Genomic DNA, 12,255 nt, shown 5'->3' with positions numbered 1-12,255 from the left:
CCTTTACGCTTGTTGAAAGGGGTTAATTGCAAGCCAGTGCTTTTCTACGTATGCGATACACGAAGCCCGTGTATCCGGTCCATGCTGAATATCCCACCCCGACGGCACCTGATGTTGAGCAGGCCATAAACTGAACTCACCTTGTTGATTTTTTAAAACCTGAAAAGACAAACTTTCGTTATCGAAAGGATTAATATAGTTTTCCTGTAAGTTGCTCATGATATTGTTATCCTTGATGAAACAAATGGTTATAGTGAAAGAGTTTTTTGCAATGCCTTAAGCAAGTCAGTACGCCAGTTCACGGCATCATGTCCGCCCTGAAAAGTGTGAAAACTCACTTGATTGAATGATTGCAATTGTTGATAAAGCTGAAGGGCATCGTCCCGCATATCGGTTTCATACATGCCGGCACTGATATAAATTCGAGTTGTTTTTGATAATTGATCAGATAAGTTTTGAAGCAGTTCTAAAAGATTACCTTTGTGTTTTTGCCCTAAAATACTGTTTGAAAAATCTGACCACCAATAAGATCCAGACTGCAAAATCAGGGAATTAAAAATGGTCGGGAACAACAAAGTACTATGTAAAGCACATAAACCACCTAAACTTTGACCACATAACGTAATGTCTGTTTTAGAAATAAAAGAATATTCTTTTAGAAGCGTTTCAATGAGTTCATCAACCAACGCCTGACTAAATGCATCATGGCAACCATAATCTTGTTGGCGTTGTTGACTATTTAAACTATGAACAAAAACATAAACTGCTGGACGAATCTTATTTGAATCAGTCAAATGTTGAATTTCGGGCAGAATTGAAAGCTCTCGACTCCAGATTTGGCCATCAAGCAATATAACGAGAGATAAGACTTCTTGAGTCGATTGATGACTAATAAAAATGTCGACCAAATAGTCCTGTTGGCATAAGCGACTTGACCATTTAAATGTCTTTGTAATTGGGCAATCGTCTATGAAAGATTTTGTGTTTTCGAGTTGAATTTGATTGATGTATCGAGCCAGATGTCCCGTATAAAACTGATGTTGATTGAATGAGTCAATTTGAGCATTTTGTTTAAGCTGTGTTTGCCACCATGAGCGTCGTGTTGCCGAACAATCTGCTTCTGGCGCTTCTTCATTAGCGGTTACTACAACATAACTACCAGTCCAAGCTAGGGGCAGCTCTATTTCAAAGAAGTACACATTTGTTCCAGCTATATGGCTAAAACGATTCCACTTTTGATAGATAGAAGGGCTTTGTGAATAAATATCAATATAGACAAAGATACTTTCTTTAGGCTCAGGACCACGCCAAACAAAGGTACAGAGCGCTTTATTTTTTTGTAGGTTAACTAGCGGACTACCTATTTTTTTAACGGTATTCCACCAGACCTCACTCCCAACATTGAGTTGTTGAAATAGGGGATGTAAGGGATGAGAAAATGGCTTCATTTTGAGTCCATCTCGACAAGAAAGCGCGGTCAAATTAACAAAATGATTCTCATTAGTAAATGAAAACAATTATCATTATAATCAATAAAAAAAGACAGGTTTTATTAAAATTATTAAAAATCAATAAAATAGGTCGAATTCTTGGTTAATAAATAACTTGATTTAGATTGTAATCTTATGTTTGATATTTATCGCACTTGATAATAATGATAATTATTTGCAATTATGTGGCGGAATTTACTATTCGAGTCAAACTGGAGTAAAACATGAGCTCTACCATCGTAGTCACAGGTGCTGCAAGAGGTATTGGAGCTGCTATTACAAAAAAATTATTGCAGCAAGGGTATCAAGTGATCGGCATCGACCGACAGGAAAATCCCGAACAATGGGAAATCACACAAAAGATAGAAAGCAGTGAAATATCGCGTTGGCATGGCTTTCAGCAAGATATTACTGATCAAGAAACAACAGCGAAGCTCATTACAGATATTTTAAACAAACATAGCGTAACGGGTTTAGTAAATGCGGCGGGCGTATTGATTATGCGTTCTATGCTTGAGGCAAAAACAGAAGACTGGCAAACACTTTTCGCTGTAAATGTCATGGCACCCATCGCAATAAGTCAACAACTTGCCAAGCACTTTTGTGAAAAAAAGCAGGGAAGTATTGTCACGATTAGCTCGAACAGTTCACGTATGCCACGTATACAACTTGGCATGTATGCAACGAGTAAAGCTGCACTGAGCCATTACTGCCGTAATCTTGCGCTTGAAATCGCACCCCACCAAGTAAGGCTTAATATTGTTTCACCAGGCTCTACGCTAACTCAAATGCAGCAGCAGCTCTGGACAGATAATTCACCTCCGCCTGCGGTAATCGATGGAGATTTAAGCCAATACCGTACAGGCATTCCCTTAAGAAAATTAGCCCAGCCTGAAGATATTGCGAATACAGTCAGCTTTTTACTTTCTGATCAAGCTGCACAAATTACCATGCAAGAAATTGTGGTCGATGGAGGAGCCACTTTAGGCGTTTAAACATTCATTCATTACAACAAAATAACTGATAAGGAGTTGCGAGATGTCGGCACAGCATCCGTATTTTATCCAACGAGAAAATTTTACTGAAAGCCGCGTTGCATTAGCCCAAGAAATTTTAAATTGTGGAAATGACGCAGGTTTTATTTTCACAACACCAGAATACACCATCAATAGTCATCAAAAATTACGAGATATTCAAGTCGCTAAAAATAGCCTTTTAAAAGATTGGTTAGATGAAGCACGAGCTCAATTAGAACTTGCAATGAATGACGGTTATAAAGATGTCAAAATTATGGGTGGACTACCGTTTTGCTCGGCAGCCGATGTCAATTTAATGCTGATGCAAAATGCAAAAATCTATCAGAAAGTACTCTATGCACAATCCGATATTGATTTTGGTTCTTTATCTTTAGAAAAGGCGGATTATTTCCCTTTAGGTGAACATTACCAACAGCAAGTTGAGTATTTAGTTCAGCAAATGCAAGCAAAAAAACTCGATAAAGCCGTACTTGCTCGTATTTTACAGCTTGAATTTGAACAAAATATTTCCGTCTCGGACCTATTTTATAACTTAGCTAAGCATAATCCCGAAGGCTATAACTATGCAGTCGCGAGGCATCCTAAAAGTGAAGGATGGTTTGTCGGTGCAAGCCCCGAACTTTTAATTGCAAAGCAAAATACAAAAATTTGGAGTAAACCGGTTGCTGGCACATTGGCTCGTGATGACGATCCAACCGTAGACCAAAATAACGCCAGAGCATTACTTGCTTCACAAAAAGATCAACATGAGCATGCACTCGTCATCGAAATGATTGCAGATGAGCTCACACCTTTCTGTAAGCAGTTAAAAGTACCTAAACAACCATCCCTCATTCGTACCAAACGCCTTTGGCACTTGGCATCACATATTACGGGCGAACTTAAGAAAGCCGATACACATGTTTTTGACTTAATTGAACGCTTGCACCCAACACCTGCAATTTGTGGGGAGCCTAGTCCAATTGCGAAAGAACTAATTCAGCAACTTGAACCATTTAACCGTGAATTATTTGCAGGAACTATGGGTTGGGCGGATGAACAAGGTAATGGTGAATGGTCGGTGACTGTTCGCTGTGCCCGAATTTATCAGAACATTGCCCGTTTATTTGCCGGTGCAGGAATTGTTGAAGCTTCTCGACCACAAGCTGAACATGCAGAAACTGCCGCTAAATTTCGCACTGTGCTGGACGGATTCCAGATTTCACCCAATCAATTGCCAATACAAGGACCAAACACATGACAACACAGGTTTATCTGGATGGTGCCGTGCCATATCCAGCAGAATTTGCTGAGATTTACCGTAAAAAAGGTTATTGGCTTGGACAAAACTTGAGTGATTTCTTGCGTGAAAGTGCTCAAAAATACCCGCAAAACATTGCGGTATATGATGGTGATAAAGCCGTTAGTTATGCTGAGTTTGATCATTTAGTTGATTACTGTACAAGCCACTTATATCAACATGGACTAAGAGCGGGTGACAAAGCAGTTGTGCAAATGCCAAACCACTATCAGTTCTATGTTCTATTTTTCGCACTGATTCGGCTTGGTGCTTTACCTGTGATGTCTTTACCTGCACATCGCTTTGCAGAACTCAGTAGTTTTTTCAAACAAACTCAAGCAAAAGCCTATTTCTGTGCTGATTTTGGTGCACAAAAATTTGACTACCGAGAGCTTGCCGAAAAGCTTCAGCAAACTGCTCTTTGCTTACAACATATATTTGTCCTCGGAAATGCCGACAAATATGTAGCTATTCAAGATCTATTAAAAGAAACCCATATTTCAGATGAGGCGATTGCACCGACTACGGCGGATCAGGTTGCTTTCTTACAACTTTCAGGTGGAAGTACCGGTGTTCCTAAACTGATTCCACGTACCCATGACGACTATCTATATAGCGTACGTGAGAGCGCAAAAATCTGCCGTCTTAATCAGACTTCACGTTTATTGATGGTTTTACCTGCAGCACATAACTTTTCAATGAGCTCGGCTGGTTCTTTAGGCATTTTTTATTCGGGCGGGGCTGTGGTTTTAGGCACAGATCCAAGCCCTGAAACTGCATTTCCACTTATTAAAAAACATGGTGTGACAGATGCTTGTTTGGTTCCTGCATTGGTTCGACCGTGGATGGATAAAGCAGCCAAAGATCAAGATCCAATATTATCGACTTTACGTTGTCTACAGGTTGGAGGAGCACGATTACCCGATGCTGTTGCCTCACGTTTAATTGATGAGTTTAAGGTTAATTTGCAACAAGTATTTGGCATGGCTGAAGGGCTGGTGAATTACACCCGTTTTGACATGACGAAAGAGCAAATTATCCATACCCAAGGTTTAAAAATTTCACAAGATGATGAAATTTTAGTGCTGGATGATAATGATCAGCCAGTAGAAGCTGGAGAGGTAGGGCATTTACTCACTCGCGGTCCATATACTATTCGCGGCTATTACCAAGCACCGGAGCACAATGCACGATCTTTTACACCGGATGGTTTTTATCGAACAGGCGATTTAGTACGTATTCGCGAAGATGGCTGCATTGTTGTGGAAGGCCGTTCAAAAGAACAAATCAATCGCGCTGGTGAAAAAATTGCTACCGAAGAGGTTGAGCAAGCTTTATTAACTCATCCACAAATTCGCCTAGCAGCATTGGTTGCTATGCCTGATGAGATTATGGGTGAAAAAAGTTGTGCCTTTATTGCATGGCAAGCACAAACCGATGATCCGAGCCCAATTCGTCTTGCAATGTCAGTTCGTCAACATCTAAAAGATTATGGACTGGCAACCTACAAAATTCCCGATCGAGTCGAATTTATCGAGCAATTTCCATATACAGCCTTTGGAAAAATCGACAAAAAAAGATTACGTCAACAATTTGAAACTAACACCAATGTTCTTGCTTAAAGATAAAAAAGGAAAAATTTGATGAGTATTCCTAAAATTGCCAGTTACAGCATGCCACAAGCGCATGAGTTTACACCTAATAAAACCCATTGGCAGTTGCATACCAATCGCGCCGTGTTATTGGTCCATGACATGCAGCAATATTTTTTAGATTTTTATGATCAAACTCAAGCGCCTATTCCAGAGCTCATTAAAAATACCAAAGAACTGATTGAAACTGCACGTAAGTTTAATATCCCTGTCGTCTATACTGCACAGCCTGGTAACCAGACACCTGAACATCGCCAGTTATTAACAGACTTTTGGGGAACAGGTCTAAAAGATGATCCATATATTACCCAAATTTTGCCGGAAATTACGCCTGATAAAAATGATACTGTCTTAACAAAATGGCGTTATAGCGCTTTTAAATTTTCGCCACTCGAACAACTTATGCGTGAGTCAGGTCGTGATCAGCTCATTATTTGTGGTGTTTATGCCCATATTGGCTGCCTCATGAGTGCAGCAGAAGCCTTTATGCTCAACATACAGCCATTTTTATGTGGAGATGCACTCGCTGACTTTAGCCGAGAAGAACACGACATGGCATTAAAATATGCAAGTACACGTTGTGGGCAAGTCATGACAACTCAGCAAGTCACACGAGCTTGGGCGCTTGAACAAGCTGCATCACCACTCACTGAAGAAGGTATTGTTTTAGCAGTGAGTGAACAACTTCAGATTCCAGCATCAGACATTCAGTTAAATGATGATTTACTCATGCTTGGACTTGATTCGGTACGCCTCATGACATTAGTGGGTAAATGGCAAGCTTATGGTGCACAGGTAAGCTTTGAAGATTTAGCTGAACAACCAACCCTAGAAGTTTGGATTGATAAGCTAGTCGCTTAAAATTAAATAATAAAAAAGCAGATCATTGATCTGCTTTTTTTGTTCTATAAAGATGGATGATCTTTTCTATATTTAGATACACGTCTAAACCAACCCCGTCCAAGTGACCATTGCAAAGCCGGTAAACTATGTACAAAAACAAAGAAAAAGACCGTAAATACAGTGACTAGTAAGGTTCCTATAACTACACTGCCAAATACACTCATACCAATTTCATGGCGACTCACAGCACCAGCACCTGTAGCAACCACAAGGGGAATAACACCCGCACCAAAAGCTAAAGACGTCATTAAAATGGGGCGTAAGCGCAGAGCTAAAGCCTCACATGCGGCCGTAACATAGCCTTTACCTTGTTTTATGGCTTTAGTTGCGAACTCGACAATTAAAATTGCGTTTTTACAAGACAAACCAATACCCGTTAGTAATGCGATTTGGAAATACACATCGTTTGGTAAGTTAAAAATTTGAGCAAATACAATAGTTCCGGTAATTCCTAGCGGAAGCCCAAGCAAAATAATAAGAGGCACTTTCCAGCTTTCATATAAAGCAGCTAAACATAAGAAAATAAATAAAATAGAGATAATGTATAAGAATAAGGCTTGCTGACTCGATTGCTGCTCTTGTAACGAGAGGCCACTCCATGCGACATCTACACCAGACTGTTTACTCACCATATCACTTAACTGTTGCATTGCCTGACCTGAGCTAAAGCCAGAACTAACATTTGCTTCAAGTTGTATTGCAGCAAGTCCCATAAATCTTGTTAGTGTTTCTGGGCCACCAGTCCACTCACTTTGACCAAAATGCGCAAGAGAAAGCATTCCACCTGTATTATTACGGACATGCCAATATGCTAAATCTTCAGGTTTAGAGCGAAATTCAGCATCACCTTGCATAATGATTCGTTTAATTTTGCCTCTTTCAACAAAATCTCCCACATAGTTTCCACCCCAAGCAGTCGATAAAGTTGAACGTATTGCTTGTTGATCAATCCCTAATATCTTGGCTTTATTCTGGTCGATTTGAATAAAAACTTCAGCCTTATTTTCATCTACAAGCGGACTTAAATTTTCAAACGCAGAGTAATTGTGAGATTCTTTTTCTAAAGCTTTATATTGTTTAATGAGTTCATCGCGTCCTTGACCATTTACATCTCTGAGCCAAAGTTCTAAGGCATCAGACTGACCTAAACCAGAAACACTTGCAGGCATACCTACCATGACTTTAGCCGGTAAATTTTTTTGCAAATAACTTTGCGCACGCTCACGTATAGCACTTGCCGTATTGGCTTCGCCTTTACGTTCATTCCAGTGTTTTAATGAAACAAACGCCATACCTAAATTTGGACCACTACCTGAAAAATTTTGTCCATTGACTACAAGTACGGTATTGATATTTTTGGCTTCATGCTCAAAGAAATAGTTATTAACCAGTTTACCTACTTCTTGTGTTTGGCTCATAGACGCACTGTTATGCAAACTATAAGGCACAGCCAACAAACCTTGATCTTCATTTGGAATAAAGCTCGTCGGTAAACTACGATAAATAATGATTAAAACAGCGACCAAAGCCAACACGACAAGACATGAAAGTGCTTTAAATTTGATTAAACTTGTTGCTAAAAAACTAAAACCAACTTTAATTTTTTCAAGCAAAGTCTCAAGTTTCTGTCCCCATTTAGGTTTTTGAGTTTGTTTTTTTAATAAAACAGCACACAAAGCAGGTGTAATAAACATGGCTACCAATAAAGATAACAACATCGCAGCCGCTAGGGTGATTGAAAACTGGCGGTAAATCATGCCCGTTGAACCACTAAAAAAAGCCATCGGGATAAATACGGCGGTTAGTACCAAGGTAATACCCATCAATGCACCGCTAATTTCTTGCATCGATGCTAAGCATGCATCCCGAACACTTAATTGTTGCTCATGCATAAGCCGTTCAACATTTTCAACCACTACAATCGTGTCATCAACCAATAATCCAATTGCTAGAACCAGTGCAAACAGGGTAAGGGTGTTAATGCTCATTCCAGACAAATACAACACAACAAAAGTGCCGCAAATCACAATAGGAACAGTAATGGTGGGAATGAGCGTAGCGCGCCAATTTTGCAAAAAGAGGTACATGACAATGACGACTAAAACTACAGCCTCAAGCAAAGTAATGATGACTTGTTTAATCGACTCTTCAATAAACGGCGTATTGTCCCGCGGATAAACCACTTTATATCCAGCGGGTAGGTGCTGCTTGAGCTGTTCAATTTTTGCTTTAATTAGAGCAGAGGTTTCAATTGCGTTTGCATCGGGACTGAGTGAAATGCCCAAACCAGCAGAAGGATAGCCATTTAGCGTATTGATACTTTCATAGTTTTCGGCACCTAACTCGACTCTCGCCACATCTTTTAAATAAACCAGACTACCATCTACATTGGCTTTAACCACCACCGATTTAAAATCGTTGACTGTTTTTAGCCGAGAACCCGCAGTGACTTTGGCATAAATATTCTGGTCAGAAGCCGAAGGCATTGCACCAATGGAACCTGCGGCAATTTGGGTATTGTAGTCTTCAAGTGCCTTTTCAATATCACTCGGCATAAGTTGATAATTTCTAAGCTGATTTGGATTTAACCAAATACGCATGGCATAACTTGAACCAAATACATCAACTTCACCAATTCCTTGCAATTGTGAAAGCGGCTGTTCAAAGTGATTGACCATATAGTCTGATAAATCGATATTGCTGGCTTTACCTGTCTCATCGTATAGCCCCACAATTAACAGCATATCACCTGTGGTTTTCCAAATATTTACCCCTTGCCGTTGCACTTGCTCGGGTAAGCGGTTTAATGCGCTGTTAATGCGATTTTGTACTTGTAATTGTGCTTTATCGATATCGGTGCCAATTTTAAAATGAATATCAATACTACCTGTTCCCGAAGATTCACTGTTTGAAGTGAAATAAAGTAAGTTATCTAACCCTTTAATTTGCTGTTCTAAAATCTGCGTTACGCTTTCTTCAACTGTTTCAGCCGAGGCGCCACGGTAGTTAGCAATCACTCTAACGCTTGGAGGAGCAAGGTTTGGATAACGTTCAACTGGCATTGCCCGAATAGAGAAAAAACCAAAAATAAGAATAGTAATGGCAATGACAGATACAAAAATGGGGTGATAAATAAAAAATCGAGAGAGCATTGTTATGTCTACTTTAAGCTTGTTTTCAATAGGTTTTTAGGCACACCAAATTGCAATGTTAACTTTTTTAAACCAAACAAACAATAATGATTATCATTATATAAATAATAATTACTTTTATCTTGAACAATAAAAGTCATGGGGCTATCATGCTCGGCACATCATAAATGATAACAATTATCATATGGTAATCGTTATAAAGTATAAGGACCGAGAAATGACATTAACGAAAAAGGCGCTGGTGGTCGCTCTCTCAACACTGCTTCCATTCGCAGTCCAAGCAAATATAGATATTGGGCAACAGGGCACAAATGAACCTGTTCAAAAACTTAAAACTATTGTGGTTTCTGCTGCTTTAAAAGAACAAGATGTAGATAAAGCACCTGCATCAATTAGTGTAATCACAAGTGAAGATATTGAACGTAGTGCAGCACTTAGCCTTGCCGACGTTTTACAAAAACAAGCAGGGGTTTATAACTATAACAGTGGGCAAGATAAAATCGTTATAAGAGGAATGTTGAATACTTCGGGGAACTACACCTTAATTCTTTTAAATGGTAAGCGCATGTCATCTAATGGCGCTATGTGGCGAGGCAATGACTTTGACTGGAGCGCAATTCCTTTAAATAGCATTGAGCGTGTTGAAGTGATTCGTGGGCCTATGTCATCACTCTATGGCGCAGATGCGATGGGCGGTGTCATTAACATCATTACTAAAAAAGCAGAAGATGGACAATTACACGGTTCTATTTTTGGTCAATATAACCGGGCTGACCGAGGCGATGGTAAAAACCAGTACCGTTATGGATTTAACCTATACGGTGGTTTAACCGATAACTTAAGTTTTACTCTGGCAGGTGACGCCTATAACCGTGATGCATGGTATAGAAAAGGCCAACCAGATCCTGATGGTGCATATTTTGTAGAAAAAGATACCAAGAATGTAAATGGTACTTTAAGTTGGAACATTAATGATCAGCAAACTCTAGATCTAGATTTGGGTTATAACAACGATAAGCGCCCGCTTACACAAGATGCAGCGACATCCATTCAAGAATCAGAAATGAAACGAACCAATGTAGGCATAGCTCACCGTGGTAAATGGGCTTGGGGTAAAACAGAAGCTTATATTGGTAAAGAAACAGCCAAAATTTATGACTATGACAGTGAATACGATGCCCCTCAAAGCCGTCACTATAAACAAGAAAATTTAATTGGCCGTGCTTTTGCCAACTTTGACTGGCTCATGAATAACACGACTGCTGGTTTCGATTATAAAGATCAGAAAATTACAGATGTTGTAAGTTATATCGGCACTGGAAAAAACCAGCAGAAGAGTTACGGTGTATTTGTTCAAAATGATACCCATATTAGTGATTCACTGACTTTAACTTTAGGCGGCCGTTACGACGACTTTGATGACTTTGATGGTAAATCGACTGGTAAAGCCTATTTAGCATATCAACTTGCTGAAGGAGTCATACTTAAAGGTGGTGTGGGACAAGCTTATAAGGTACCAGCACCTGCTCAGCTAGATATTAACTACTCAATGATTTCATGTGGTGGCAGCTGTCATATTCGAGGTAATCCAAACCTAGCGCCAGAAGAAAGTACCAACTATGAAGCATCCTTAATTGTGACCCGTCCAAACTGGAATGCTGGCGTTACGGTTTTCCAAAACGATGTAAAGAACTTGATTGAAGCCATTACCTTAAGTGATAGTGACCCGCGTTTAGTAGGTGATTTTAGAAAAATCTGGACCAATGTAAGCCGCGCAGAACTCAAAGGTGTGGAGCTTACAGGTGGATATGATTTCACTGATAATTTAGGTGTTAAGGCAAACGCAACTTATCTAGACGCGAAAAATAAAACTACAGGTAAAGACTTAACCGAACGACCAGAATGGCTTGCCAATGGCTCTATTTCTTGGGCACCAGTTCAAGATTTCCGTGTAAATGCAGGCGTGAGTTATGTCGGCAAACAAATGTACTCAGCGACTAAAGAATTACCAGCTTATACGACCTATGACGTCACGTTTACATCTCCTATTACGCCACGTTTAACACTGGACTACGGTGTAAAAAACCTGACCGATGTTGACTTGGAAGATAAAAACAAAACCTTTAATACCAAACTTTATGGCCGCAATTACTTTGTGAAAGCGACTTATAGTTTCTAAGTTAAATCTAGACTCAAAGCTTATTCATAGGGGAATAGGCTTTGAGCTTTTTAGTGAGTAAATATCCATAATTTTCAGGTAAATATAGACAAAATAATTTTTAAAACTTTCTATATTTCTAAACTTTAAGGTTAATTAACATGACGACAATATCAAAATCATTATTAAATGGACTACCGATAAAAAAATCGAGAATACATGTTTTTGAAATTTTAAATCAGAACCCACATGGCCTAAGTGCAGATAGTATTTATGCACAACTTAAAAATGAATATAAAATTACGCTAGGCACCATTTACCGAATTTTATCTGAATTTGAAAATCGTAAACTCGTCAAAAGAGTGTTTTTAGGAAAAAGTAAAAGTATTTATAAACTCAGAAAAGACAAAATGAGTTGTAATCTGATTTGCTTAAAAACAGCCGAAACTTCAAGCTTTGAACATGAAAAAGTGAAGGAACTACTGCACGAAATTATAGATATTATTTTTGCAAATACTGGAGCAGACATCAGCAGTGTAGAACTTAACCTCTATACTGAATAAAAATTTCTTTTAAATTTTCAT

At 39.1% G+C, this 12,255-nt stretch carries 9 protein-coding genes and 1 pseudogene; 7 read left to right on the top strand and 3 right to left on the bottom strand.

Going from position 1 to position 12,255, the window contains the following annotated elements; genetic code table 11:
• Positions 1–3: 3 nt before the first annotated feature.
• Both ACIF8R_RS03405 and fes read right to left on the bottom strand, forming a co-directional pair.
• Positions 4–219, bottom strand: coding sequence for an MbtH family protein (locus tag ACIF8R_RS03405; RefSeq protein ID WP_005305165.1), 216 nt, complete (start codon positions 217–219; stop codon positions 4–6).
• A 29-nt stretch (positions 220–248) separates the two neighbouring features.
• Positions 249–1,448 carry an enterochelin esterase gene (gene fes, locus ACIF8R_RS03400; protein WP_396479096.1) on the bottom strand — a complete coding sequence of 400 codons (1,200 nt, stop codon included), beginning with the start codon at positions 1,446–1,448 and terminating at the stop codon, positions 249–251.
• 266 nt (positions 1,449–1,714) lie between these two features.
• Here fes and ACIF8R_RS03395 point away from each other — a divergent pair, with 266 nt between their 5' ends.
• The 5 genes and pseudogenes from ACIF8R_RS03395 to ACIF8R_RS03375 all read left to right on the top strand — a co-directional run bounded on the left by ACIF8R_RS03395 (position 1,715) and on the right by ACIF8R_RS03375 (position 6,319).
• On the top strand, positions 1,715–2,485 hold the full coding sequence (locus ACIF8R_RS03395) for an SDR family oxidoreductase (RefSeq protein WP_174764941.1): 771 nt from the start codon (positions 1,715–1,717) through the stop codon (positions 2,483–2,485).
• 43 nt (positions 2,486–2,528) lie between these two features.
• Complete coding sequence (locus tag ACIF8R_RS03390; RefSeq protein ID WP_396479094.1) at positions 2,529–3,767, top strand: isochorismate synthase MenF; 1,239 nt, start codon at positions 2,529–2,531, stop codon at positions 3,765–3,767.
• Positions 3,764–5,428, top strand: coding sequence for a (2,3-dihydroxybenzoyl)adenylate synthase (locus ACIF8R_RS03385; RefSeq protein ID WP_396479092.1), 1,665 nt, complete (start codon positions 3,764–3,766; stop codon positions 5,426–5,428). The genes ACIF8R_RS03390 and ACIF8R_RS03385 overlap by 4 nt, the downstream gene beginning before the upstream one ends.
• 21 nt (positions 5,429–5,449) lie before the next feature.
• Positions 5,450–6,100 (top strand): annotated as a pseudogene (locus ACIF8R_RS03380) (isochorismatase family protein); the annotation flags it as partial.
• A 30-nt stretch (positions 6,101–6,130) separates the two neighbouring features.
• The gene (locus ACIF8R_RS03375) at positions 6,131–6,319 is read left to right on the top strand and encodes a phosphopantetheine-binding protein (RefSeq protein ID WP_235823111.1); all 189 of its coding nucleotides are present in this window, start codon (positions 6,131–6,133) and stop codon (positions 6,317–6,319) included.
• Positions 6,320–6,363: 44 nt separating this feature from the next.
• Here the strand turns inward: ACIF8R_RS03375 and ACIF8R_RS03370 are convergent, their stop codons facing one another.
• Complete coding sequence (locus ACIF8R_RS03370; protein ID WP_396479090.1) at positions 6,364–9,513, bottom strand: multidrug efflux RND transporter permease subunit; 3,150 nt, start codon at positions 9,511–9,513, stop codon at positions 6,364–6,366.
• Between the two features lie 217 nt (positions 9,514–9,730).
• On the opposite strand from ACIF8R_RS03370, the gene ACIF8R_RS03365 reads away from it, so the two are divergent.
• Complete coding sequence (locus tag ACIF8R_RS03365; RefSeq protein WP_396479088.1) at positions 9,731–11,692, top strand: TonB-dependent receptor plug domain-containing protein; 1,962 nt, start codon at positions 9,731–9,733, stop codon at positions 11,690–11,692.
• Positions 11,693–11,832: 140 nt separating this feature from the next.
• Complete coding sequence (locus tag ACIF8R_RS03360) at positions 11,833–12,234, top strand: Fur family transcriptional regulator (RefSeq protein WP_396479086.1); 402 nt, start codon at positions 11,833–11,835, stop codon at positions 12,232–12,234.
• The last annotated feature ends 21 nt before the right edge of the window (positions 12,235–12,255 follow it).

It is taken from the genome of Acinetobacter sp. ABJ_C4_1, from assembly GCF_044538495.1.
Taxonomy (GTDB): Bacteria; Pseudomonadota; Gammaproteobacteria; order Pseudomonadales; family Moraxellaceae; genus Acinetobacter; species Acinetobacter nosocomialis_A.
Note: the sequence above shows the minus strand (reverse complement) of the source record. Positions and strands in the feature narration are given on the sequence as shown.

What these genes read in the sequence shown, in the direction of transcription:
- fes (WP_396479096.1), bottom strand. Translation starts at nt 1,448, where the DNA reads ATGAAGCCATTTTCTCATCCCTTACATCCCCTATTTCAACAACTCAAT.
- ACIF8R_RS03390 (WP_396479094.1), top strand. Translation starts at nt 2,529, where the DNA reads ATGTCGGCACAGCATCCGTATTTTATCCAACGAGAAAATTTTACTGAA.
- ACIF8R_RS03395 (WP_174764941.1), top strand. Translation starts at nt 1,715, where the DNA reads ATGAGCTCTACCATCGTAGTCACAGGTGCTGCAAGAGGTATTGGAGCT.
- ACIF8R_RS03360 (WP_396479086.1), top strand. Translation starts at nt 11,833, where the DNA reads ATGACGACAATATCAAAATCATTATTAAATGGACTACCGATAAAAAAA.
- ACIF8R_RS03405 (WP_005305165.1), bottom strand. Translation starts at nt 219, where the DNA reads ATGAGCAACTTACAGGAAAACTATATTAATCCTTTCGATAACGAAAGT.
- ACIF8R_RS03370 (WP_396479090.1), bottom strand. Translation starts at nt 9,513, where the DNA reads ATGCTCTCTCGATTTTTTATTTATCACCCCATTTTTGTATCTGTCATT.
- ACIF8R_RS03385 (WP_396479092.1), top strand. Translation starts at nt 3,764, where the DNA reads ATGACAACACAGGTTTATCTGGATGGTGCCGTGCCATATCCAGCAGAA.
- ACIF8R_RS03365 (WP_396479088.1), top strand. Translation starts at nt 9,731, where the DNA reads ATGACATTAACGAAAAAGGCGCTGGTGGTCGCTCTCTCAACACTGCTT.